This window comes from Staphylococcus sp. 231237_7MaSpsaltlick (genome assembly GCF_043107035.1).
Genome location: NZ_JBICNX010000004.1, coordinates 372,838 through 397,115 on the forward strand (window position 1 = coordinate 372,838; position 24,278 = coordinate 397,115).

Below are 24,278 nucleotides of genomic sequence, written 5' to 3' on the forward strand. Positions count from 1 at the left end.
TTATTAATTAAGTAACACCTGTTGTCTAGATAAGATTGTATGACCATTCTGTGCATAATGCAAACGACAAATTGTTTAATTTATTGGCTAAGCAACAATTTGTGCAATGTGTTGTGAATTCATCATCATTACGATATAAAGCATTTATAATTTTTAGAATAAAATTGTATGAAAAATATTAATTTTAGGAATTTTTATTATTATTTGATTATTTTTCTGAATTTCTTTAAATTGAAGAGGACAAATATTATTTTTTGGAGGTAATTTATGTTTTTGAGAAAAGTATTAAGTAGTATTACTTTGTCACTAGCTTTAATTTTAGCAATAGCGCCATTTAGTAGTTTTGCCAGTTCAGATAAACAAGGAAATAATGAAGAGATTCAAGACTCGAATGATACGGCTCAACAAAATGAAAATACTGCTAACCAATCACCAGAAATATCACAAAAAGTTATATTGCCAAATGAAGATAGAAAACAAATAGATAATACAACGAGTGGTCATTACCAATCTATTGGTTATATTAGTATGGGAGACAGTATTGCTACTGGTGTTGTAGTTGGTAAAAACACTGTACTAACAAATAAACACGTAGCAAACCTTTCTGACGGTAATATGCAATTTTCACCGGCAGCAAAGGATGAAAATACATTCCCGTATGGGACATTTACAGAAAAAGATATTAAACCATATCCAGGTGACGCAGATTTAGTCGTTGTTCATTTTAATCCTAACAGTAAGGGACAAACAGTTGGTGAAGTAGTACAACCAGCTACTTTAAAGGACGCTGCAGCGACATCAAAAGGGGATCCTATGACAGTGACAGGTTATCCTGGTGATAAACCTTTAGCGACAATGTGGGAAAGTACAGGAAAGATTATAGGTAATCAAGGTACAGAGTTAACTTATGATGCAAGTACTTTCGGAGGAAATTCAGGATCACCAGTATTTGATAGCAATAATCAATTAATCGGATTACATCACGGTGGTGTTGAAGGTGAAAGTAATAATGCAGTTGCTATAACTGGAGATGTATTGAAGTTTATCAATGACAATAATGAATAGTACATATTGTGAGTAATTAAATTTCAGGAATAACAAAAACTCCCTAATTGTTAAGTGGAAAGGTAGGATGTGTTTGTAAACACTGTTCCATTTTCAACTCAACTTAGGGAGTTTTACTTTAATATGCTAGATGATTCACTAAAAAAGGTAATGATTTTTTTATATAGTCTTCTGCGGAAACGGTACTAGTTTCAAACCAATGTTTCGCAATACCGTATAATCCCCAAGCAAGAAACCGCGCACTAGATGCAAGCATTTCACGATCTTGATTTGGGTTGCTATCTTCAATTAATGTAAGAAAGATATCTTCTAATTCTTCTTTGACACGTTTTTCAACAACTTCTCCATATGCCTTACTATTTAACTTACATTCATTATGTGTTTCCTCAATATAGCTAGTTATTTTAATAAATAGTGTGTGTAAAGTGGATTCATCTAATTTCTCAGCAATATCTAATGTTTCATTTAGATTATTGAGTATTGTCTCAGAAATAGTGTAATCCATGATGTCATATTTATCATAAAAATGCGCGTAAAATGTCGCTCTGTTCACTGTAGCTCGATCGGTAATATCCTTCACGGTAATGGCATGTATTTTTTTCTCTTTAGCAATTTCACGAAATGCGTTCATCAACAGACTTTTCGTTCTTGATACACGTGGATCTGTATATGTGGTTGGCATTACTTGTGCATCTCCTCTACTCAATACTTTATTATAAGCATATAAATTATCTATGCTAGTTGAAATTATGTCAACGTGAATAATTGATATGGCGTTAAGGTCTAGTTAATTAAAAGTGGTGTAGTCTTACATAAACAGTTTGATTTTATATGGAACGAATATAGAATTAATTAACGTCTGCTTGCTTTTCCTTAATAAAGGTACTCATAAAACTATAAATACAAATACCTAGTGTAATCAAGACAATACCAATAAGACTAATCGTATCTGGTAGTGGAAGGCCCAAGAAGAGCATTTCTCCTATTAAGGTAAAGATAATTTCTGTAGCCTGCGTAGATTCAACTGCTGCCAGGGTAGCTTGGTTATCCTTGACCATATTTGTAGCATAGAAAAATAAAGCGGTCGCAATGATACCTGAAAAAATAGCTACTGAAAAGGTTTGTAAGACCTGACTTGAAGAGGGTAAACCATTTGTTAAGACGCCAATTAAGAATATGATGATCCAGATTGGCAGTGTAACAAAGGTCATCCCGTAGATACGTTCAATCGTAGTGAGTTCATTGTCAACGAGTTCCATCATTTTACGATTACCCAAAGGATAACAAAAGGCAGCTAGAACCAATGGTACAACGGACAAAATAAATGTTTGAATTTGTATATTAGAAATTTGTGGAATCTGTACTAATATCACGCCAAAAATCATAATACTTGAAGTTGCAAGTGATCGCCAAGATATACGTTCTCTAACCTTTATAATTTGATTATTATATTCGATGAGTTCGTAGAATAATGGTGCTAATAATAAGCCGCAAATAATTGTTAATTGCCACGTTGCTGAAATGAGCCACCCTGGGCTAAAGTTTGATACGAAAGTGATAGGTATGTAAAAGAAGACAAATCCCAAGGTGCTCCAAATGAGCCAATAGATGTAGTGCGCTTTAATATGTTTGATAATAACGTTGTGACGTTTTTGTATCCAGACAAATATAAAAAGAAATGGAAACATGAATATAAAGCGTAAAGATGAACTGAAAAGCCAGCTACCACCTGAATCTGACATTGCATGATTTAAGATAAAGGTAACAGAGAAAAACATTGCCCCCAAAATGCCAATTAATATTGCTTTCATGTTATTCCACCTTCCTAAAAATTTTTTAATAATTTTAATTTAACAGTTTTTTAAATATTGGCAAGGGTAAACTATTATTGTATATTGTTGTATTTTTTAATCATTAACAATAATAAAAACCTAATATGTTAGGAGAAATTAGATACTATGAATGGGACATAGTATGATTAAAGAGTATAATTTCAAATTTAAGGGGTTGGAATTATGGCTGATCAACTAAGGAGAGAATTAAGTAACAGACATATTCAATTGATTGCAATTGGGGGAGCAATTGGTACAGGTTTATTTCTAGGTGCAGGACAGTCGATTCATTTAGCTGGTCCGTCTATATTATTGACTTACATAATTGTTGGATTTGCATTGTTTATGTTTATGAGAGCGATGGGAGAGATGTTGCTTTCTGATACGAAATTTAATTCATTCGCAGATATTACAAATGAATATGTAGGATCACTTGCAGGTTTCATTACAGGTTGGACATATTGGTTAACATGGATTATCTCTGGTATGGCAGAGGTTACAGCGGTGGCGAAATATGTATCGTTTTGGTTTCCACAAATTCCCAATTGGCTATCAGCTTTTTTGTGCGTACTCCTATTGATGTATTTCAATTTATTGAGTACACGATTATTTGGTGAGCTAGAATTCTGGTTTGCATTGATTAAAGTAGGTACGATTATCGCGTTGATTATTGTGGGATTGGCCATGGTTATCATGGCTTACCAAACACCGTATGGTACATCTTCATTTTCTAACATATATGCACATGGTGGATTGTTTCCAAATGGTGCTGCTGGTTTCTTTATGTCTTTCCAAATGGCGATATTTTCCTTTTTAGGAATTGAGATGATTGGTATCACTGCAGGAGAAACTAAGAATCCACATAAGACACTTCCTAAGGCAATCAACAGTGTGCCCTTTAGAATTTTATTGTTCTACATTGGGGCAATTGCTATTATTATTTCAATTGTGCCATGGAATAAACTTGATCCAGAGGATAGTCCGTTTGTGAAATTATTTGCGCTTGTAGGTATACCATTTGCAGCAGGAATCATCAACTTTGTGGTATTGACTGCAGCAGCCTCAGCTTGTAACAGTGGTATATTTGCTAATAGTAGGACGTTATTTGGCTTGGCAGATAGACAACAAGCACCACCAAGTTTTCAGGTAACAAATAAGAAAGGTGTACCGATCACTGCGATTTTAATTACAAGTTCATTTTTATTTATTGCAGTGTTATTGAATTATTTTATTCCTAATGCGACAACCGTCTTTGTCTATATTAGTACTGTATCAACAGTGTTGAATATATTTTTATGGACCTTAATTACCATTGCATACTATAGATATACAAAGCAAAGACCTGACCTGCATGAGCGAAGTAATTTTAAATTACCAGGTGGTAGTAAAATGGCAGTGTGTATCATCGTATTCTTTATCTTTATATTTGGTATTTTATTGGTGAATCCGGAGACTAGAATCGGTGTGTTATTAGCGCCATTATGGTTGATAGTCCTAGCATTGATGTATCGACAATATAAAAAGCATACACGACAAAGATGATGACTCAAGTTTGAAATCGTACGCTATAATCCTGTGATTTGGAGTGAAGAAAAATGACTAAAAAAATTATTATGGATTGTGATCCGGGCCATGATGATGCAATTGCATTAATACTTGCAGGAGCCAAGCAAAGTCCATTAGATATCATAGCAGTTACGACTGTTGCAGGTAACCAATCTGTTGAAAAGAATACTAATAATGCTTTAAATGTATTGGATATTATGGGCCGGTTAGACATTGAAGTGTCTGTTGGTGCATCTCGTCCGTTAATAAAAGATGCGTCATTTGCATCAGAGATACATGGTGAGACTGGATTAGACGGACCCAATTTACCTAAAGTACCTGCATTAAAGCCGACGACTGTGCATGCTGTAGATACAATAATTGAAAAAGTGAGCCACAGTGATACCAAAGTGACCATTGTAGCGACGGGACCATTAACAAATATTGCTATGGCAATGAATAAGGAACCCAATATTGTACAAAATATCGAATCTATTACAATTATGGGTGGCGGTACATTCGGTAACTGGACACCAACAGCAGAATTTAATATTTGGGTTGATGCCGAAGCGGCGAAACGTGTATTTGAAAGTGGTGTGATGATTAATGTGTTTGGTCTAGATGTCACACATCAAGTGCTGGCAACAGATGAAATTATCTCACGCTTTAAGGGTATTGATAATGAAATTGCCCGTTTTGTTGTTGAGCTACTTGAATTTTTCAAATCCACATATAAGACACATTTCAATATGGATGGCGGACCCATACATGATGCTTGTACAATTTTATATTTATTGCAACCCGAATTATTTACGATGCAATACACGAGAATCGATATTGAGTGTCAGAGTGATTTAACTTATGGCACAATGTCGGTAGATTTAAACGATATTACGCAAAAGGAAAAAAACGCCAATTTTGCGATAGCTGTTGATGTAGATGACTTGTGGGATTTAGTTGAAAATATTTTACAAAGTTACAATAAATTATAATAAATGCGCTATTGTTAGATTAATTACTAGATTAAAGATGATGAGACAGAGCTTTATAAAACGATTCCTTCAATGGAAATGGTTTTATAAAGCTTTTTATTTATGCTGTTATTTGGTAGATACATCATTGCAACTTATAGATATATTATTTTTATGAGAGCGTTGTGTAAACGAATTGTTCGCATTCATGTTGATGAGTGCGTATAATAATTACACAAATTTATTATTTAAGAGGTGTTACCTTTATTGAAGAAATTATTAAAATACTTAGCTATTTGTATCGTGATTGTAGGAGCGATAGTATTTTTTGTACAGTATAATGAAGAAATTAAACAAACCGTGACTAAATTATATACCAACCAAAGTCATGAACCAGAAGAGTCAAATAATGACTTTGAAGCATTATTTAATCGTAGTAGAGAAACAGAAACTTTCGGTGAATATCAATATAGTGATTTCGATGGTAAACATTACGGCATTGATTACGATTTACCTGAAGATACACCAGTTAAAGCAGTGACCGATGGCGTTGTGACGAGAACCTTTAATAATAAATTAGGTGGAAAAGTCATACAAATTCAAGAAGATAATGGTAGATATCATCAATGGTATATGCATTTGAATACATTTAAAGTAGCGAAAGGTGACCGTGTGAATGTAGGTGATACCATTGCGCTCTCTGGTAATACTGGTGAACAAACGACAGGTTCGCATCTTCATTTTCAAAGAATGAAAGATGGGGTGGGCAATCAATTTGCAATAGACCCCAAATCTTTCATAGATAAATTACCTAACGGCGAAAAGAGTTTGTATGAATTGTAACCGACTGAATGGGTTGTATTGTAATGTAGTATGCGCTACCGATAGGATTGTGAATATATATGCTAAGCTAATGCCTTGAAGCGTATTAGCTCAATAAAGATTGAAGTACAACGGCTTGATTATGTTGAGTATCTTTGGCGCCGAATAACAAGACGACCGGTTTATCACTTTCATCAACCCATTGTTTTAATTGTTTAAATGCTTTAGCTTGGTCGTCATTATCAGTTAATTCTTGTTGGTATTTCGATTTGAACTCTGTGAATTTTTCTGCATCGTGATCGAACCATTTCCTTAACTCTGTAGAAGGTCCAATATCCTTTAACCAATGATCGATCTTAGCTTGTTCTTTAGAGATGCCTCTAGGCCATACACGATCTACTAATATGCGTAATCCAGTTACTTGTTGATTTTCACTTTCATCATAAATACGTTGAGTCTTGATTGACATTAAAATCACTCCTGTTTTAAATATATATCACTTTCATCATTGCCAATAACTGTAAATTAAAAACATCGTAGTTTGAAGTTATTTTTTAGAAAAAGGGTAAAACAAATAAAAACAGGAGGTTTTATGATGAATAAGTTTGATCATGTTCAGCCACCGAAAACGTATCAATATAGAACGAACAATGTGTTAATCAGAAATAGTTTCCAATTTCAGTGTGATAATAGAATTTATTTTTCTGAAACATTGCATAAAGATTTAAAAAATCAGCTATATCGTTTTAATGTAGAGATATTATCACCTATTGATGATTATGGGTTGGCATTAGATTTTAATGTTGTAGACAAATTATATGATGAACACATTGCACCTTTTTTAGCAGATCAGTTATTAAATGACACATTACCAGCTATGAATACGACTGCAGAAAATATTGCGTTTTGGATATGGGAACAGTTTGAGCAATACCTTCCAAATGGAAATACACTTTATAAATTAGAGTTTTACGAAAATGATCGCCAAGGTCTTGTATTGACTGAAGCATTCATGCAGTAACATGAAGTAGATTTAGCGTATCGTTTTCAAAATATGATGGAATTTATAGATAATGCAAAATTAAATGGCTAAAACAAAAATTAATATTCTGAAAATTTGGAAAATATGATATATTAAGTACCTACTACAACTAAGGAGGAACTTCTATGATCAAGGTAAGTCCAAAACAGTTTATTAATAATGTATTATCAGGCGTGGCAATCGCAATTGTGGCCGGACTGATACCGAATGCAATTTTAGGAGAATTATTTAAGGTTTTTGCACCGAAATATCCCATCTTTCAAACGTTATTGCAAATTGTTGAAAGTATACAATTTACAGTACCAATCTTGGTAGGTGCATTAATAGCAATGCGTTTTAAATTATCACCTTTAGCGACAGCCGTAGTAGCAAGTTCGGCATTTATTGGTAGTGGTGTTGCGCAATTTAAATCAGGTACATGGGTATTAATAGGTGTAGGTGATTTAATTAACACGATGATAACTGCAGCTATTGCAGTGTTTATTATATTAGTGATTGGTGAGTGTTTTGGTAGTCTCACGTTAATCATATTACCAACTTTTGTTGGAGTTATTGCAAGTTTGTTAGGTGTTTTATTGTTACCTTATGTGAAAATGATTACCACAGGTATAGGGAATTTGGTGAATTCATTTACAGAACTGCAACCTATTTTAATGTCTATGTTAATCGCACTTGTATTTAGTTTTATTATTATTTCACCTATATCAACCGTTGCAACTGCATTAGCAATAGGTATTAGTGGTTTAGCTGCTGGTTCAGCTTCACTTGGAATAGTGGCATGTGAAGCAGTACTTGTTGCTGGGACTGTTAAGGTCAATAGAGCAGGTGTGCCGATTACTATATTTTTAGGTGGCGTTAAAATGATGATCCCTAATATGGTGCGTCATCCCATCATATTATTGCCTATTTTTACTACTGCTTTAGTCACAGGTTTTGCTGGAGCACTTATCGGCATTGGCGGTACTAAAGAATCTGCTGGATTTGGTATTATTGGACTAGTCGGTCCGATTAGTGCATTTAGGTTTATGGAACATTCACCACTATTGAGCCTGTTGATGGTATTTATTGCATTTTTTGTAGTGCCATTTACAATTGGTTATATTATTAATACCTTCTATATGAAAGTATTGAAATTATATGATCGAGATATTTTTAAATTCTTAGCATAATGAAAATAATTTAAAATACAGCTTAATAAAGTTAACATTTAATTGAGTCGTCTACAGGAATAATAAAAGCTGTAGACGATTTTTTCGGTAAAGTTAAAGTTGAATACCGTCATGAAAGTAATAGATAGTTAGCGATTGAATTTTCAGAAAAAACAAAAATTACAAGTTTTGCCCCAATAAATATATTTTTTAACGGTTTATATTGTTACAAAAATATTACAGAAAGGATACTTGTAATAATTCAGAAAATAGTCGTAATGTGAAAAAAGTAGTAAATTACACTGTTATCACAACATTTTACTCTAAATGTTAGCGTTATCTTTGATAGTTTATGCGTAACAAAACAAAACAAAAAGATTGCAATGTTACATAATGAGCTTGTTTTTGTAAAGTTTTGTTATACACATGTAATATAAAAACGAGAAATTTATGGTATATTATTTGTGGTCAAAAAATTAGACATAAATTTTAAACAATATTAGCAGATACGATAATTTTATTAACGAAAATATAATTTACTTTTAGAAAAGAATTAAATTTGGAGGATTTTTTTATTATGAAGAAAACAATTTTAGCATCATCTTTAGCAGTAGCATTAGGTGTAACTGGATACGCAACTCAAGCAGATCAAAATCAAGCGCACGCTTCTGAGCAAAACATCGACAAAGCACACTTAGCAGAATTAGCTCAAAACAATGCTTCAGAATTAAACGAAAAACCATTACACGCTGGTGCTTACCACTATGACTTCGTATTAGGCGGATTCGAATATAAATTTGATTCAGATGGTCAATCATGGTCTTGGAGCTATGACGTTGCAGGTTCACAAAGTGCATCTACAAACGTTTCATCAAACTCAGCTCAACAAGATGTAAGTGCACAAGCATCTACAAACACTAACGAAAAATCATCTAACGAAGTAAGTTCACAACAACAATCAAGCAATGTAGAAGTTCAAGCAGTTGAAGCTCCTAAAGCTTCTTCAAACTCAAACGTTCAAACTGCTCAAACAAGCACTGCAACTAAAACATACGAAGCTGCAAAAACACAAGCTGCTTCAACTGGTGGGTCAGTTAAAGCTCAATTCTTAGCTGCTGGTGGTACTGAAGCTATGTGGAATACTATCGTATTACCTGAGTCAAGCGGTAACCCAAATGCTGTTAACGAATTAGGATACAGAGGTTTAGGTCAAACTAAAGAATCTTGGGGAACTGGTTCAGTTGCTACTCAAACTCAAGGTATGATTAACTATGCTAAACAACGTTATGGTTCAATCGATAATGCATTAGCTTTCCGTGCAGCTAACAACTGGTGGTAAGATTTAATTAAACAATTAAATGATTCAACACTATATATAGAGCGACTCATTAGAGTCGTTCTTTTTTATTGCATTGACAAGTTTGAATATTCTGATAAAATAATTAGTAATTTAATATGAAGCAACTTATCTAGAGAAGTTGAGGGAATTGGCCCGATGATACTTCAGCAACAGACGTGATTGACGTACTGTGCTAAATCCAACAAGCAGTATTTGTCTTGAGAGATAGGTGACATATGATATGACTATATGCCGCTGAACTTCGGTATATAGTTTTTTATTTAAGGAGGGCAGTTTTATGGTAATGTCAGAAAGATTATCACAGATACCTGACAGCTATTTTGGCAAGACAATGGGACAAAAAGTAGAACATGGCCCCTTGCCATTAATTAATATGGCAGTGGGTATACCTGATGGAGAAACACCTGAGGGCATTTTAGATTGTTTTAGTAAAGCAATACATATACCAGAGAACCAAAAATATGGTGCATTTCATGGAAAAGTTACCTTTAAACAAGCGATAGTTGATTTCTATCAACGTCAATATCAAGTAGCGTTAGATAAAGAAGATGAAGTATGTATTTTATATGGAACGAAAAATGGTTTAGTTAATTTACCACAGTGTATTGTTAATCCAGGAGAAAGTGTGTTGTTGCCTGACCCAGGATATACAGATTATTTAGCTGGCGTAAAATTGGCTGATGCAATTCCGGTACCACTGGTATTGAATTCTCCGGATTATTTACCTGAATGGGATAAGGTGGCACAGTCAGTCTTAGATAATACTAAATTGATTTATTTAACTTATCCAAATAATCCGACGGGATCCGTTGCGACACAAAATGTATTTGATGAAGCTATACAGCGTTTTAAAGGGACAAAAACTAAAATTGTTCATGATTTTGCATATAGTGCCTTTGGTTTTGATCATAAAAATCCGAGTATATTGCAATCACCACAAGCCAAAGATGTAGCGATTGAAATATTTTCACTATCTAAGGGCTATAATATGTCAGGATTTAGAGTTGGTTTTGCAGTAGGTAATAAAGAAGTGATTCAGGCGCTCAAAAAATTCCAAACACATACACATGCAGGCATGTTTGGTGCGTTACAAGATGCTGCAACATACGCTTTAAATCATTATGATACATTTTTAGAGGAACAAAGTGCTACCTTTAAACGCAGGAGAGATCTTTTTGAAGCAAAATTGACTGAAAAACACATTCCATTTGAACCAATGAAGGGTGGTATATTTTTATGGTTAGCTACTCCGGAAGGTTATGATGGTGAGCAATTTGTTAAGTATTTATTAGAGGAGCAATCTATTTTAGTAGCTCCTGGCATCCCATTTGGCGAACATGGGCGTAATTATGTCAGGATTTCACTAGCATTGAACGATGCACAACTCTTAGAAGCAGCTAATCGTTTACAATCATTAAGTGCTTTATATCATAAAGAAAGAAGTGTTTGCGATGACAAAAATTAAATTGTTTGGTGTAAGAGAGGAAGATATTCCTTATATTGAAGCGTGGTCAGCACAACATAAAGTATCTGTAGATTTAGATAGTCAATTATTGACTGAATCCACAGTAGATAGTGTGCGAGGCTTTGATGGTGTGTCTGTATCACAACAAATCCCTCTGCCTGAAGTGGTTTACAAAAAATTGAATGAGTTTGGAATAAAACAAATTGCCCAAAGAAGTGCGGGATATGATTGTTATGATTTTGAATTGGCGAATAAATATAATTTAATCATTTCAAACGTACCTTCATATTCACCTGAGTCAATTGCAGAGTATACTGTGTCCCAAGCATTAAATTTGGTGAGAAACTTTAATGATATTCAGCAAAAGACCGCAGAACAAGATTTTCGCTGGCAACCTGCCATCTTATCGCGCTCTATTAAGGATTTAACAGTAGCAGTGATTGGTACAGGACGTATTGGTAGTGTTGTTGCGAAAATATTTGCAAATGGTTTTGGTGCTAAGGTAATTGCGTATGATATTGTGAAAAATGAACAATTACAATCTATCGTGAACTATAAAGATACAATTAAAGAAATAGTGGAAGTAGCTGATATTGTTACGGTGCACGTGCCAGCAAGTGATGAAAATCATTATTTATTTGATGAATCATTATTTAATAGTTTTAAAGAAGGTTCAGTATTTATAAATTGCGCTCGTGGGTCGGTCGTGAATACCCGTGCTTTAATTGAAGCTATTGATAAAGGTATTATCAAAGGGGCAGCATTAGATACATATGAGGCTGAAAAGGGTCTATTTCCTAGTGATCAACGTGGTGTAATATTAGAAGATGAATTATTACGTTCACTTATTGAACGTAAAGATGTTATTTTATCTCCGCATATTGCTTTCTATACGGATGCTGCTGTTGAAAATTTAATAGTTGATGCTTTAGATGCAACTATGGAGGTATTACAAACAGGAGATACATCATTACGTGTAAATTGATTATAATAAAATAGAGGCTCATATCATCAACGCACTTTGATGATATGAGCCTCTATGATTGTACTATTTTACATCATATCCTTGGTCTTCAATAGCCTCTTTCATGTTATCTGTTGTAACTTGTGTTTGATCGTAATCGACTGTGACATTTCCAGCTTCAAGGTTTACTTCAGCAGTTGTAACACCATCTAGATTTGTTAGTGCTCCTTCAACAGCTTGTTTACAATGATCACAACTCATACCTTCTACTGCAATGATTTCTTTAGCCATAACATTCACCTCCTTATAAATTTTTGTATAGGGTTAACTATAGTTTCATTCTTTTTAAACGTAAAGCATTTGTCACTACACTGACTGAACTTAATGCCATTGCTGCGCCAGCAATCCAAGGAGCTAATAATCCTAATGCAGCAATAGGAATACCTGCTACATTATAACCCAATGCCCAAAATAGATTTTGACGGATATTACGGATAGTATATTTACTTGCCTTTATGGCTTTAGGTATTAACAATAAATTGCCTCCGAGGATAGTAACATCTGCTGCTTCAATAGCAACTTCGGTACCTGTACCTATTGCAATACCTATATCTGCTTGTACTAGAGCAGGTGCATCATTTACACCATCTCCTACCATAGCTACTTTATGCTGATTTGTTTGTTGAATTTCTGCAATTTTTGCTGCCTTTTCTTCCGGTAATACTTCCGCAATAACGGTATCTATATTTGCTTGTTTGGCAATAGCATGAGCTGTACGTTCATTGTCGCCTGTTAACATGACGACGTTGATGCCTAAATCATGCAATGCTTGAATTGCTTCTCGTGCATTTGATTTCACAGTATCTGCAACGGCAATTATGCCATTAATTTGATTGTCGACAGCTACAAACATAGCAGTATGACCAGCTGTCTCGTAGCGTTGCAATTGTTCTATCTGCTCAGTTGTATCAATATTATATTCTGTCATTAATTGTTGATTACCTGCTAAGATATGACGATTATGAATGATAGCTGAAATACCTCTGCCAGGTATAGAAGTGAAGTGTTCAGGCTCTAACAATTTAATATCGTTATTAACAGCATGTTTCACTATAGCATCGGCTAAAGGATGTTCGGATCCATTTTCTGCAGATGCAAGTAATTGTAGCGTCTCGTTATTACCATTGAATGCAGTAACTACTGGTTGACCATTTGTAATTGTCCCAGTTTTATCTAAGACTACAGTATCAATTTCATGTGTTCGTTCAATATGCTCTCCGCCTTTAAATAAGATGCCATGTTCAGCAGCTTTACCAGTTCCTACCATTATAGAAGTAGGAGTAGCAAGACCTAATGCACAGGGGCAGGCGATGACTAATACTGCAATAGCAGCAACGAGCGCAGGTTCAAATTCACCAGGTTGTACAAGTGTAATCCAAAAAATAAATGTGAGTAAAGCAATGGCTACAACAATTGGTACAAAGTAACCAGATATAATATCTGCGAGTCGTTGGATAGGCGCTTTAGAACTTTGGGCAGCTTCTACAGTTTGAATAATATTCGATAAAGCCGTATCCTTGCCGATTCTTGTTGCTGCAATAGTAATGGAACCATGTTTATTCATCGTTGCACCTATGACTGTATCATTCACATTCTTTTCAATTGGAATTGATTCACCAGTCAGCATAGATTCGTCGATTGATGTTGTTCCTTTAATTATTGTACCGTCAACGGGTATCTTTTCTCCTGGCTTGATAACTAAATAATCGCCAACTTTGACTTCGTTTAAAGGTACCATGATTGTTGTGTTATCTCTGATGATTCGTGCTTCTTTAGCTTGTAAGTTGACTAATTGACTTAATGCATTTGTTGTCTGTGCTTTAGCGCGTGTCTCTAAATACTTACCTAATAATATTAGTGTGATTAATACTGCACTTGTTTCAAAATAAAGATGAGGAGTGATTTGTGGTTGAATTAACCATTTAATCATTTCATAGATACTATAAAAATAAGCAGCGCTTGTACCTAAAGCAACAAGTACATCCATATTTGCTGATTTGTTTTTAAGATTTTTATAGGCACCAACATAAAATTGCCATCCAATAATGAATTGGACAGGTGTTGCAAAGACGAACTGGAACCAAGGATTCATTATAATATGTGGTAAAGGAATGCCGAATAAATGAACGAACATTGTTAGTAATAAAGGAGCAGTTAGGATAGCTGAAATAATCAGTTTGAATCTTTTTACCTTTAATTCTTGTTCCTTTCTAGATGCTTTTTGTGTTTCATCTTGTTTAGACTGTGCATCATAACCAATCTGTTGTATTCTGCTTATTATATCATCGACCGTAACAGTGTTAGGGTTATAGTCGATAGCACCACTTTCTGTAGTGAGATTAATACTTGCGTTACTTATGCCATCCATACGATTTAATACCTTTTCGATACGATTTGAACAGGCTGCACACGTCATCCCGATAATATCTAAATCAGTGTGCTCAGTAGACACGCCATAACCAGTTTTTTCAATGCTTTCAGTAATTTGTGTTTCAGAAGTGCTTTGTGGGTCGTATGTTACGGTTGCTTTCTCTGTCGTTACATTAACATTTGCAGTAACATCATTGAGTTTATTTAAGTTCTTCTCGATACGATTTGCACAAGCTGCACAAGTCATCCCTGTAATATCATAGGTCGTTGTTTTTTGTTGTGACATAATATAAACCTCCCTTTTTAATTTATGTATCTTGGAACACTAATATCCGGTAGTAGTGCAAATCATTCATCTACAATATACCCCCTACCCGTATATATGTCAATGATTAAGATTTAAAAAAAGCCAATGCGCAGTAAATACATGCGCATTGGCTTTTGTGTGAAATAACGGCTTATAATAAATGTTGATGATTAATTTCTGTAAGTTCAGTAACTATTTTTTTACTATCCTTATTTAAATGTTGAACATAAACGGTATTGTGCTTTTTATTATAATTTTCAACGAGTGTATCAATGGCATTAACTGCAGAATCATCCCATAAGTGTGCTTGTTGGAAATCTAAATATATCGTCTGATGTTTCAAATCTAAGTCTAATTGATTCATCATTGTATCTATTGATACAAAGAAGATTTGACCTGAAATTTTATAATAAATGGTTTGTTCATGTGTCTCTTGTTCAACTTTAACCTTAGATATTTTAGTGGCAAAGCATAATGCACTAACAATGACTCCGACAATGACGCCTAAAGCTAAATTGTTAGTCAACAATACAATCGCGACTGTTAAGATCATTACAAAGGCATCTGTACGAGGTGCACGTTTGATAAATTTGAAAGATTTCCAATCAAATGTTCCAACTGAAACCATAACCATGATTGCAGCGAGAATAGGCATTGGAATTTGTACTACCCAATCACCAAAGACAATAATTAAAATGATTAAAAATACTCCGGCAGTAAAGGTAGACAGACGCGTTGTAGCACCAGAACGTACATTAATAACGGATTGGCCTATCATGGCACAACCGCCCATAGAACCAAAAAAGCCTGTTATAAAGTTTGCGATACCTTGTCCGCGTGATTCTTGATTTTTATTACTATACGTATCAGTCGCTAAGTCAACAATACGAGCTGTCAGTAAGCTCTCAACAAGTCCAACAATAGCCATAGATAATGAATAAGGTAATATGATTTTCAAAGTTTCAAAGGTGTAAGGTACATCTGGTAAAAGGAAATGTGGTAATGTACGTTTAATATCACCTAAGTCTCCGACTGTTTTGACATCTGCATGTGTGTAAATCGAAATGACAGTTAATAACACAATGGCAATAAGTGGAGCAGGTATTCTGTTGAAAACACGTGGTAATAAGTAAATAATCAGTAAGGTAATGATGACAAAGATGTAAGTTGGAATAGATATACCAAAGATATGTTTAATTTGCGTAGTAAATATCATAATGGCTAAAGCATTGACAAAGCCAATCATGACAGAATTTGGTATGAATTTCATCAAATGTCCGACCTTTAATATGCCGAATATGACCTGAATCAGACCCATTAATATAGTGGCAGCAAGTAAGTATTGTAATCCGTAATCTTTAACTAACGGAACGACGACTAGGGCGACGGAACCTGTAGCTGCAGAAATCATAGCAGGTCGACCGCCTACAAATGAGATGACTACTGCAATAATAAAAGATGCATAAAGACCGACCATTGGATCGACTCCAGCTATAATTGAAAAAGAAATTGCCTCTGGTATTAAAGCTAAGGCAACAACAATACCTGCTAAGATATTTGTCCCTGGTGCAGTTAACCATTCGCTTTTTAATTTAGTTAGCATTTATATACTCCTTAATAATATTTTAACTAAATTATTATAACATAGTATTTTGAGTACAAAGTTATTAAAATTCAATGTAAAGTATAATTGAATGCGCATAAAATTATACCTGTGTGACAAAGTTGTTATTTTAATAACTATGTTTGTTAGTTAAAACAAACGCCAGTGTTAGGCTGATTCGTTACAATTGGATTATAAATAAAGTAACTAGGAGTGAAAAGTATGCCAATTTTAAAAGTTGAAGGTTTAACTAAAAAATATGGTAACAAGCACCAACAACAAGAAGTGTTAAAGGGGATAGACTTTTCAATTGAAGAAGGTGAGTTCGTCACAATTATGGGACCATCTGGTTCTGGTAAGACAACTTTGTTGAATGTTATAAGTTCTATTGATTATTTAACCAGTGGTACAGTCGAAATTAATGGCAATCAGATAAATAAAATGAGCAATAAAGCATTAGCAGATTTTCGAAAAAAAGAGATAGGATTTATCTTCCAAGATTATAGTGTATTACATACGCTAACGGTTAAAGAAAACATTATGTTGCCATTGTCTATACAAAAGATGTCAAAAAAAGAAAAAGAAGCCAATTATAATGAAGTAACTGAAGCACTTGGGATCAAAGCATTAGGTAATAAATATCCTAATGAAATATCTGGTGGACAACAACAACGTACAGCAGCTGCACGTGCCTCAGTGCATAAACCAGCTATTATCTTTGCCGACGAACCAACAGGTGCACTTGATTCTAAAAGTGCGCAGGATTTATTAAATCGTTTAGAAGAAATGAATAAGAAAATGAACGCCACGATTGTAATGGTTACACATGATCCTGTAGCGGCGAGTTTTTCTAATAGAGTGATTATGTTAAAGGACGGTAATATACATTCTGAAATTTATCAAGGTGAAGATACGAACCAAGCCTTTTATAAGAATATTATTCATATGCAAACGGCTTTAGGTGGTGTGACACATGAGCTTTAATCAGATTGTACTAAAGAATTTCAAACAGAATATTCGTCACTATGCGATGTATATATTTTCGTTGATAGTTAGTATTGTCCTTTATTTTAGCTTTGTTACATTAAAATATACCAACAGTATTAATAATGATAATTCTATGAAAGTAATCCAAGAAGGATCAAAGGTTGGCGCCAATTTTTTGTTTATCATTATATTGATCTTCTTAATGTATGCGAATCAACTATTTATAAAAAGACGTACACGTGAATTCGCGCTGTATCAATTAATCGGGTTAACAAGAAATAATATAATGCGTATGCTATTGATAGAACAAGTAACGATGTTTATCTTTACCGGTGTGTTAGGTATGATCATTGGTGTATTTGGTTCTAAAATATTATTGATGGTTGTACTCAAAATCTTAAGTGTTAAGACCAGTGTATCATTAACATTCCAACCGCCAGCAGTAACGCAAACGATTATTTTATTATGTTTATCATTTGTATTAATTTTAATACAAAGTTTTTGGTTTTTACGTAGACGGAGTATCTTAACGATGATGAATGATAATACTAAGACTGAGGTCAATAAACCTAAAGTGACGATATTAGAGTTTATTTCTGGAATTATCGGTATCACGATGATTATTTTAGGTTATTATTTTTCGACCGAAATGTTTGGTAAATATAGCGATGCAATCATGTTTTTAGTCTTTGCTATTTTATTCTTAACCACAGTAGGCGCCTATTTATTCTTTAGGAGTTCGGTTTCGTTAATCTTCAAAAGTCTTAAAGGACTAAAGCAAGGCAAGATATCTATTACGGACGTCGTTTTTACATCCTCAATTATGCATAAAATGAAGAAGAATGCGTTATCTTTGACTATTATAGCTACATTATCTGCTGTGACGGTCACTGTGTTATGCTTTGGTGCAATTAGTAAATCATCTGTTGATGACAATATTTATGAATCATCACCTCAAGATTTTAATTTAAATTCAGAAAAGCAGGCACAGCAATTTGAACAAAAATTAGAACAAGCGCATATACCATTTAAACCTGTTTATAAAGAGGTAGCTAATTTGAAAATAACAAAAGATGATTTCTTTGTTAAACAAGGTAATTCTTTAATGAACAAACCTAAGGAAATGTTTATAACAAGTAATGAATTTTTTAAAGATAAAGATGTTTCTGGAAATAATGCTAAGTTGATTAATGTTTCTACAATTGGTGGTAGTTTAGTTAAATATAATATCGACAAGACAATCCAATTTAAAGGGCAAGGTTTTGCGCCATTTAAGGTGACAGCAGATCAACGAACAGTAGATTTTAGGGCAGATGTTTCTTATGGCCAACCGGTACTATTAGTCAGCACTGATAAATATGATGAACTAAGTCAACACAGTAAAGAAATTAATAAGCAATATGGCTATGAGTTATTAAATAAAAAGGATTGGCCAGCTGCTAACAAAATATTAAAACAGGTAAATCCTCATGTTGAATCACAAAAGGTTATACGACAAAGCATGGATAATTCTATAGGTATCTTATTGTTTGTAACATCATTTCTTGGATTAGCATTTTTAATAGCTGCTGGTTGTATTATCTATATCAAGCAAATGGATGAAACAGAAGATGAAATGTCTAATTATAAAATTTTACGTAAACTTGGATACACGCATAGAGATATGTTGAAAGGTTTAACGTTAAAGGTAATCTTCAACTTTGCTTTACCGCTAATCATTTCATTATTACATGCATACTTTGCAGCTAAAGCATATATGAAGATTATGAACTCTATAGATATGCTGCCAGTTTATGTTGTTATGGTAGTTTATTCTATTATCTTTATGATCTTTGCAATTATGTCCATCATACATTCGAGTCGGATTGTTAAACATTCAATCTAACAGGGTCTAAGTCAGCCGAATAGTGCTATACACGAAGTGACAGCAAAATAGTTTGCCTGTTACTAACAGTGTAGATTGATATGTGTGGTCGGACGTTTGTTAATGGTACGACGTTCTTGTACGAGAAATTCAATTGATTGAGTATGCTTCATTTTATAATATTTTAATAATGCAAGTGGATTGGATAATATAGTCTATAGTTTTAAATAACTTAGTATTACTATTTCCTGGGAAATAGACGCCACATAAAGTGAGAATGTTTCATAATGCAAAATGGTGGTACTGGCAAATAAGAATACTAAGGAGTGATTGGATGAATTTAACTGAATTTCACAAACAAATAACAGGCTATACACAAAATCGACAACCAGGAATTGAAAAAGAGATGAATCCTAGACCAATTTCTGTATTAGATTCGTATCGTAGTGGCGGAAAGCTGGCAGGCAAAGTTGCACTCATTACAGGTGGTGATTCGGGTATAGGTCGTTCCGTGGCATTATTATATGCGAAGGAAGGGGCACAGGTTGCTATCGGATATTACGATGAGCACGAAGATGCAGATGAAGTTGTTCAACAAATAACAGAGTTAGGTGGTAAAGCGAAAGCTTATGCCCATGATTTGAAAAATATTAACGATTCTAAACAACTGATTGCATCAGTCATTGATGACTTTGGTGATCTGAATATTTTAGTAAACAATGGTGGTGTTCAATTCCCAAGAGATCAATTTGAGGATATAACGCCAGAGCAGGTTAAAGAAACATTCGAAACCAATATATTTGGAATGATATTTCTTTCGCAAGCGGCTGTACCTTACTTGAAGGAAGGCGATGCGATTGTTAATACAACGAGTGTAACTGCATATCGTGGCTCAGGTCATTTGATTGATTATTCTGCGACGAAAGGCGCAATTGTTGCCTTTACAAGATCGCTAGCTACTACATTAATCGATAAAGGCATTAGAGTAAATGCTGTCGCACCAGGACCTATATATACACCATTAATTCCTGTTACATTTACTGCAGATAAAGTTGAAAACCAAGGGTCTGATACAGCAATGGGACGCCGAGGTCAACCAGCAGAATTAGCACCATCTTATGTGTTTTTAGCATCATATGCTGATAGCTCATATATCACAGGTCAAGTGATTCATGTAAATGGAGGAGATTATATAACATCTTAAGGTCGATTTATAGTTCTTGTGTTGTGAATTGAAGAGAGATAAGTGTTTAGTAGTAGTCAATATATATAAAAATACTTTTCTTTGAAAATACAATAGAGCAAGGTATAAGTACTTTATTGTTGAAAGCAAAGTGTTGAATGTAGGGAATTGTAAGCGAGAGACTAGATATCGTAAGAGGTGCGTCGGATACGTAGTCAGAAAACAAATCTCCTCTGACTAGATAAAAGGGCAATATCGCTTCATAATATAAAGGGAGTTCCCCAAAGGCTTTGTTCTTTTGGGGATTTTTTCATGCTTAATGTAATAAGCTTGTATCTTAAACAGTTAAGGGCTATAGAACAAAACAACATAAATGATAACAAAAAAGTCGGTTGAAAGGAACATCAATTCAACCGACAATTTTTATAGTCTGGAGTATATAAAACAATATGTTGAGTACTTAGATACAAATAATACTATTGTACGAAAGGCAATCAATAATAATATTTGTGTGTATAAACCGAGTCTATTGCTAATCTAGTTATACATTATAACGAGCTAAACTTTAAAAGAAATCTGAAGGATTAAGGTTATCAAAATTGATATTTTTTAATGAGTCGAAATTAATGTTTTCAATATTTTGCAGTACTTCGCCATCTCTAAATTGTTGATAATAATTTGTCGCTTCATTCGTTAAATCATGGTCTTGAAAGGTCTTAACAACACCTAAGATTAATAGGATGGCAATAGCTCCTTTGATTAATGTCTTCATAATAACTGCTCCTTTTATAAGTTTATATACTTATTATAATGTGTATCAGTGTATTTGACATGCGTCCGTAGTATAGATATTACATCATACCTAAGCCGTAGCGATTTGACGATTATTGTTATATATCAAACTTATATGCCGAATGCGATTGGTAACCAGAAATAAGCAAAGAGTGATATAACGATGATAGCAAAAATATTTAAGATGAATCCTGCTTTCACCATATCTTTCATTTCTAATTCATCAGAACTAAATACTGCAGCATTTGGTGGTGTGGATATTGGTAACATAAATGCGCAAGTAGATGATAGTGCGACGATTCCCATAATGATAAATGGATCTTTACTTATTGCAGCAGCAAAACCAATACTTATTGGCATCAACATATTAGAAACAGCAGTGTTAGACATGACTTCGGTTAAGAATAAGATACCTGTTGTGATTACGATTATGATTAGAATCAATGGTAATGGTTTGACGATACTTAACATGCCACCAAACCATTTTGTCAGTCCAGAATCTTCAAATGCGGCTGCTAATGATAAACCGCCACCAAAAAGTAATAATATTCCCCATGGTAATTGGGACATATCATCCCATACAAGGAGTCCACCTTTGTGTTTAGTTGATGGTATTAAGAATAGTAATACTGCACCTAATATGGCAATGACGGTATCTGAAACATGAATAGAATCAGGTATCAGACCACCGAATATCCATAGCAAACTTACTAATAAAAATACCGATCCTGTCAGTTTTTCTTCGCGACTCATAGGACCTAAATCATGTAAGGCCTTTTTGGCAAAATCAGAAGAAATTTTTTCGGCATCGTCAACCTTAAATAGCCATTTTGTTAACATGAAATATAGGATAACAAGTAATATGATAGTCACAGGCACCGCAAAAATCATCCACTGAGCAAATGAAATTTTTCTATCTAAACTAGAGGCGGCTACTGCAGCGAAAACAGCATTTGGTACTGAACCGATTAAAGTAGCCAAACCACCAATTGACGCTGAATAAGCTACAGTTAATAATAAAGCTTTGCTAAATTTATGTGTTGATTCTGGTTTTAAAAATTGTGCTTCTTGAATTTCTTGTATCAAAGCAAGTGCAATGGGTAACATCATAAGTGCAGTTGCAGCATTAGAAATCCACATAGAAATAAAGGCAGTAGCAATCATTGTCCCCAATATAATGCGATTACTATTTGCGCCCATCATTGAAATAATAGTCATAGCAATACGCTTATGTAAGTTACATTTCTCAATGGCCAATGCGATAATAAATCCACCCATATACATAAAGACGATAGGGTCTGCATAGGCACTTGATGCAATCTTTTCATCAGTGCCGCCTGTTAACGGTAGTAATAACAATGGTAATAATGAAGTAGCAGGGATAGGAATGGCCTCAGTAATCCACCAAGTCGCTACAAATAATGTAACTGCGAGAACTGCTCTTGGTGCATCATCTAGACCTGTAATCCCAGGAATGAAGTAAAAAATGATAAATAATAGTGGTCCGAGAATAAGACCTATTCTTTCTTTCATATTACGTCCCCCTTGTTTGATGCATTCTTAAAATAAGAATATCAGTAACCGTACATTTAGACAATTTATTTTCTGAAAATTTAAAAAATATATTGAGTAAATGATTATCGTCATTTAGTATTTTGACTATAAGCTCAATGGGGGGATTAAGATGGTAGTAGGAACATTAGTAGCAAAAGATGATACCTGGATATTGTGGGCGATTATTATAGGTTGGGCAACTATTAGTATATTTTTAGAAGAACGATATCGTTTTGCGAGTATTATTTCTGGTGCGATTATTGCACTAGTAGGGGCAATGTTATTATCAAACTTTCATATTATACCAACCAGCTCACCGGTGTATGACACGGTATGGGACTATGTCGTCCCTTTATCAATACCACTATTATTATTTAGTTCGAACATACTAAAGATCTGGAAAGAAAGTAGAAGGCTATTAATCATATTTATGATTGCCTCGATAGGAACAATGGTAGGTACGATAGTTGGTTTCTTAGTGTTAAATCAATGGATACCGCATTTAGCAAAGATTGGCGCAATGATGACTGGGAGTTACATTGGTGGAGGTGTTAACTTTGCAGCGTTAAGTTCTAAATTTGCAACACCGAGTGATATGATTTCATCGACTGTTGTAGCTGACAATAGCATAATGGCATTATATTTTATGTTATTAATTGCATTGCCTTCACTACCTTGGATAAAAAGATATTTCAATACGGACTATGACAGTTCTAACACTAAGACAGAGGAACAGCGCTTTGCACCTCAAAAGATTGCCTTAATCGACATTGCCTGTTCAGTAGCCTGTGCAGTGACTTTAGTAGCGATAAGTTTTAAATTATCAGAGCTTATTCAACATTGGATACCGAAATCTAATATTTTATTAACGTTAGTCGTGTCATTCTTTGGTGATTCATATTTATTATTAACGACATTGACTTTATGTGTTGTTGCACTATGGGGTGATTTCTTTGAAAAATTGTCAGGGGCTTCAGAAATAGGTACATTCTTAATTTATATCTTCTTTGTGGTTATCGGTACGCCAGCATCATTTGTCACTATTATTAAAACAGCACCATTGTTATTTATCTTTGTTATGATAATATTGATATTTAATTTAGGTTTAAGTTTATTGTTAGGCAAGTGGTTGAATTTTAAAGTAGAAGAAATATTATTGGCAAGTAACGCAACGGCAGGAGGTCCCACAACTGCAGTTGCACTAGCTATAGGCAAAGGTTGGTCTAAGCTAGTAGGTCCCATATTAATCATTGGAACATTGGGCTATGTCATTGGAAACTATGCAGGGACGCTTATGTATCACATACTAATGCAAATTAAATGATGTTAGGATACGAGTTGTGT

General features: G+C 34.2%; 21 protein-coding genes and 1 riboswitch. Of the genes, 13 read left to right on the plus strand and 8 right to left on the minus strand.

Annotation, left to right across the window (positions count from 1 at the left end):
- The first annotated feature begins 267 nt into the window (after positions 1-267).
- Positions 268-1,065, plus strand: coding sequence for a trypsin-like serine peptidase (locus ACF91D_RS10150; RefSeq protein ID WP_107526623.1), 798 nt, complete (start codon positions 268-270; stop codon positions 1,063-1,065).
- A gap of 118 nt (positions 1,066-1,183) precedes the next feature.
- On the opposite strand, the gene ACF91D_RS10155 is transcribed toward ACF91D_RS10150, so the two are convergent.
- Both ACF91D_RS10155 and ACF91D_RS10160 read right to left on the minus strand, forming a co-directional pair.
- On the minus strand, positions 1,184-1,747 hold the full coding sequence (locus ACF91D_RS10155) for a TetR/AcrR family transcriptional regulator (RefSeq protein ID WP_042740385.1): 564 nt from the start codon (positions 1,745-1,747) through the stop codon (positions 1,184-1,186).
- A gap of 166 nt (positions 1,748-1,913) precedes the next feature.
- Positions 1,914-2,843, minus strand: coding sequence for a DMT family transporter (locus ACF91D_RS10160; protein ID WP_338142298.1), 930 nt, complete (start codon positions 2,841-2,843; stop codon positions 1,914-1,916).
- A 237-nt stretch (positions 2,844-3,080) separates the two neighbouring features.
- Between ACF91D_RS10160 and ACF91D_RS10165 the strand changes: the two genes are divergently transcribed.
- From ACF91D_RS10165 to ACF91D_RS10175, 3 genes are all read left to right on the plus strand, one after another.
- Entirely contained in the window at positions 3,081-4,439 is a 1,359-nt protein-coding gene (locus tag ACF91D_RS10165; RefSeq protein ID WP_107526625.1) for an amino acid permease, read from the plus strand.
- A 53-nt stretch (positions 4,440-4,492) separates the two neighbouring features.
- Positions 4,493-5,434, plus strand: coding sequence for a nucleoside hydrolase (locus ACF91D_RS10170; protein ID WP_107526626.1), 942 nt, complete (start codon positions 4,493-4,495; stop codon positions 5,432-5,434).
- 246 nt (positions 5,435-5,680) lie between these two features.
- The gene (locus tag ACF91D_RS10175) at positions 5,681-6,256 is read left to right on the plus strand and encodes a M23 family metallopeptidase (RefSeq protein ID WP_107526627.1); all 576 of its coding nucleotides are present in this window, start codon (positions 5,681-5,683) and stop codon (positions 6,254-6,256) included.
- 85 nt (positions 6,257-6,341) lie between these two features.
- On the opposite strand, the gene ACF91D_RS10180 is transcribed toward ACF91D_RS10175, so the two are convergent.
- Positions 6,342-6,704 carry a DUF488 domain-containing protein gene (locus tag ACF91D_RS10180; RefSeq protein ID WP_042740380.1) on the minus strand — a complete coding sequence of 121 codons (363 nt, stop codon included), beginning with the start codon at positions 6,702-6,704 and terminating at the stop codon, positions 6,342-6,344.
- A 126-nt stretch (positions 6,705-6,830) separates the two neighbouring features.
- On the opposite strand from ACF91D_RS10180, the gene ACF91D_RS10185 reads away from it, so the two are divergent.
- The 5 genes from ACF91D_RS10185 to ACF91D_RS10205 all read left to right on the plus strand — a co-directional run bounded on the left by ACF91D_RS10185 (position 6,831) and on the right by ACF91D_RS10205 (position 12,235).
- Positions 6,831-7,256 (plus strand): 6-pyruvoyl trahydropterin synthase family protein, encoded by a 426-nt coding sequence (locus tag ACF91D_RS10185; RefSeq protein ID WP_107526628.1) that lies wholly within the window; start codon positions 6,831-6,833, stop codon positions 7,254-7,256.
- Positions 7,257-7,402: 146 nt separating this feature from the next.
- Positions 7,403-8,446 (plus strand): PTS sugar transporter subunit IIC, encoded by a 1,044-nt coding sequence (locus ACF91D_RS10190; protein WP_107526629.1) that lies wholly within the window; start codon positions 7,403-7,405, stop codon positions 8,444-8,446.
- 556 nt (positions 8,447-9,002) lie between these two features.
- A complete protein-coding gene (locus tag ACF91D_RS10195) occupies positions 9,003-9,764 on the plus strand; it encodes an aggregation-promoting factor C-terminal-like domain-containing protein (RefSeq protein WP_107526630.1) in 762 nt (253 codons plus the stop codon).
- A gap of 123 nt (positions 9,765-9,887) precedes the next feature.
- Positions 9,888-9,996, plus strand: a riboswitch (SAM riboswitch).
- Positions 9,997-10,062: 66 nt separating this feature from the next.
- A complete protein-coding gene (locus tag ACF91D_RS10200) occupies positions 10,063-11,250 on the plus strand; it encodes an aminotransferase class I/II-fold pyridoxal phosphate-dependent enzyme (RefSeq protein ID WP_107526631.1) in 1,188 nt (395 codons plus the stop codon).
- Positions 11,237-12,235 (plus strand): D-lactate dehydrogenase, encoded by a 999-nt coding sequence (locus tag ACF91D_RS10205; protein ID WP_107526632.1) that lies wholly within the window; start codon positions 11,237-11,239, stop codon positions 12,233-12,235. The genes ACF91D_RS10200 and ACF91D_RS10205 overlap by 14 nt, the downstream gene beginning before the upstream one ends.
- 63 nt (positions 12,236-12,298) lie before the next feature.
- Here the strand turns inward: ACF91D_RS10205 and copZ are convergent, their stop codons facing one another.
- The 3 genes from copZ to ACF91D_RS10220 all read right to left on the minus strand — a co-directional run bounded on the left by copZ (position 12,299) and on the right by ACF91D_RS10220 (position 16,554).
- Entirely contained in the window at positions 12,299-12,505 is a 207-nt protein-coding gene (gene copZ / locus ACF91D_RS10210) for a copper chaperone CopZ (protein WP_042740374.1), read from the minus strand.
- Between the two features lie 37 nt (positions 12,506-12,542).
- Positions 12,543-14,930: a heavy metal translocating P-type ATPase gene (locus tag ACF91D_RS10215; RefSeq protein ID WP_107526633.1), complete on the minus strand. Its 2,388-nt coding sequence runs from the start codon at positions 14,928-14,930 to the stop codon at positions 12,543-12,545.
- A 172-nt stretch (positions 14,931-15,102) separates the two neighbouring features.
- The gene (locus ACF91D_RS10220; protein ID WP_107526634.1) at positions 15,103-16,554 is read right to left on the minus strand and encodes a SulP family inorganic anion transporter; all 1,452 of its coding nucleotides are present in this window, start codon (positions 16,552-16,554) and stop codon (positions 15,103-15,105) included.
- A gap of 222 nt (positions 16,555-16,776) precedes the next feature.
- Here ACF91D_RS10220 and ACF91D_RS10225 point away from each other — a divergent pair, with 222 nt between their 5' ends.
- The 3 genes from ACF91D_RS10225 (at position 16,777) to ACF91D_RS10235 (ending at position 20,609) form a co-directional block, all read left to right on the plus strand.
- Positions 16,777-17,538: an ABC transporter ATP-binding protein gene (locus ACF91D_RS10225; RefSeq protein WP_042740371.1), complete on the plus strand. Its 762-nt coding sequence runs from the start codon at positions 16,777-16,779 to the stop codon at positions 17,536-17,538.
- The gene (locus ACF91D_RS10230) at positions 17,528-19,426 is read left to right on the plus strand and encodes an ABC transporter permease (protein ID WP_107526635.1); all 1,899 of its coding nucleotides are present in this window, start codon (positions 17,528-17,530) and stop codon (positions 19,424-19,426) included. The genes ACF91D_RS10225 and ACF91D_RS10230 overlap by 11 nt, the downstream gene beginning before the upstream one ends.
- Before the next feature lie 313 nt (positions 19,427-19,739).
- Complete coding sequence (locus tag ACF91D_RS10235) at positions 19,740-20,609, plus strand: SDR family oxidoreductase (RefSeq protein WP_107526636.1); 870 nt, start codon at positions 19,740-19,742, stop codon at positions 20,607-20,609.
- Positions 20,610-21,153: 544 nt separating this feature from the next.
- Here the strand turns inward: ACF91D_RS10235 and ACF91D_RS10240 are convergent.
- The gene (locus tag ACF91D_RS10240) at positions 21,154-21,360 is read right to left on the minus strand and encodes a hypothetical protein (RefSeq protein WP_042740368.1); all 207 of its coding nucleotides are present in this window, start codon (positions 21,358-21,360) and stop codon (positions 21,154-21,156) included.
- A 131-nt stretch (positions 21,361-21,491) separates the two neighbouring features.
- Positions 21,492-22,913 (minus strand): SLC13 family permease, encoded by a 1,422-nt coding sequence (locus tag ACF91D_RS10245; RefSeq protein WP_119624433.1) that lies wholly within the window; start codon positions 22,911-22,913, stop codon positions 21,492-21,494.
- A gap of 151 nt (positions 22,914-23,064) precedes the next feature.
- Here ACF91D_RS10245 and ACF91D_RS10250 point away from each other — a divergent pair, with 151 nt between their 5' ends.
- Positions 23,065-24,258, plus strand: a complete 1,194-nt coding sequence (locus ACF91D_RS10250; protein ID WP_107526638.1) for a DUF819 family protein — start codon at positions 23,065-23,067, stop codon at positions 24,256-24,258.
- Positions 24,259-24,278 lie beyond the last annotated feature (20 nt).

Excerpts from the sequence above, each read along its gene's own strand:
- ACF91D_RS10150 (WP_107526623.1), top strand. The coding sequence starts at position 268 with ATGTTTTTGAGAAAAGTATTAAGTAGTATTACTTTGTCACTAGCTTTA.
- ACF91D_RS10180 (WP_042740380.1), bottom strand. The coding sequence starts at position 6,704 with ATGTCAATCAAGACTCAACGTATTTATGATGAAAGTGAAAATCAACAA.
- ACF91D_RS10205 (WP_107526632.1), top strand. The coding sequence starts at position 11,237 with ATGACAAAAATTAAATTGTTTGGTGTAAGAGAGGAAGATATTCCTTAT.
- ACF91D_RS10235 (WP_107526636.1), top strand. The coding sequence starts at position 19,740 with ATGAATTTAACTGAATTTCACAAACAAATAACAGGCTATACACAAAAT.
- ACF91D_RS10215 (WP_107526633.1), bottom strand. The coding sequence starts at position 14,930 with ATGTCACAACAAAAAACAACGACCTATGATATTACAGGGATGACTTGT.
- ACF91D_RS10190 (WP_107526629.1), top strand. The coding sequence starts at position 7,403 with ATGATCAAGGTAAGTCCAAAACAGTTTATTAATAATGTATTATCAGGC.
- copZ (WP_042740374.1), bottom strand. The coding sequence starts at position 12,505 with ATGGCTAAAGAAATCATTGCAGTAGAAGGTATGAGTTGTGATCATTGT.
- ACF91D_RS10240 (WP_042740368.1), bottom strand. The coding sequence starts at position 21,360 with ATGAAGACATTAATCAAAGGAGCTATTGCCATCCTATTAATCTTAGGT.
- ACF91D_RS10200 (WP_107526631.1), top strand. The coding sequence starts at position 10,063 with ATGGTAATGTCAGAAAGATTATCACAGATACCTGACAGCTATTTTGGC.
- ACF91D_RS10185 (WP_107526628.1), top strand. The coding sequence starts at position 6,831 with ATGAATAAGTTTGATCATGTTCAGCCACCGAAAACGTATCAATATAGA.
- ACF91D_RS10165 (WP_107526625.1), top strand. The coding sequence starts at position 3,081 with ATGGCTGATCAACTAAGGAGAGAATTAAGTAACAGACATATTCAATTG.
- ACF91D_RS10155 (WP_042740385.1), bottom strand. The coding sequence starts at position 1,747 with ATGCCAACCACATATACAGATCCACGTGTATCAAGAACGAAAAGTCTG.
- ACF91D_RS10170 (WP_107526626.1), top strand. The coding sequence starts at position 4,493 with ATGACTAAAAAAATTATTATGGATTGTGATCCGGGCCATGATGATGCA.
- ACF91D_RS10250 (WP_107526638.1), top strand. The coding sequence starts at position 23,065 with ATGGTAGTAGGAACATTAGTAGCAAAAGATGATACCTGGATATTGTGG.
- ACF91D_RS10225 (WP_042740371.1), top strand. The coding sequence starts at position 16,777 with ATGCCAATTTTAAAAGTTGAAGGTTTAACTAAAAAATATGGTAACAAG.
- ACF91D_RS10160 (WP_338142298.1), bottom strand. The coding sequence starts at position 2,843 with ATGTTTTTCTCTGTTACCTTTATCTTAAATCATGCAATGTCAGATTCA.
- ACF91D_RS10245 (WP_119624433.1), bottom strand. The coding sequence starts at position 22,913 with ATGAAAGAAAGAATAGGTCTTATTCTCGGACCACTATTATTTATCATT.
- ACF91D_RS10195 (WP_107526630.1), top strand. The coding sequence starts at position 9,003 with ATGAAGAAAACAATTTTAGCATCATCTTTAGCAGTAGCATTAGGTGTA.
- ACF91D_RS10220 (WP_107526634.1), bottom strand. The coding sequence starts at position 16,554 with ATGCTAACTAAATTAAAAAGCGAATGGTTAACTGCACCAGGGACAAAT.
- ACF91D_RS10230 (WP_107526635.1), top strand. The coding sequence starts at position 17,528 with ATGAGCTTTAATCAGATTGTACTAAAGAATTTCAAACAGAATATTCGT.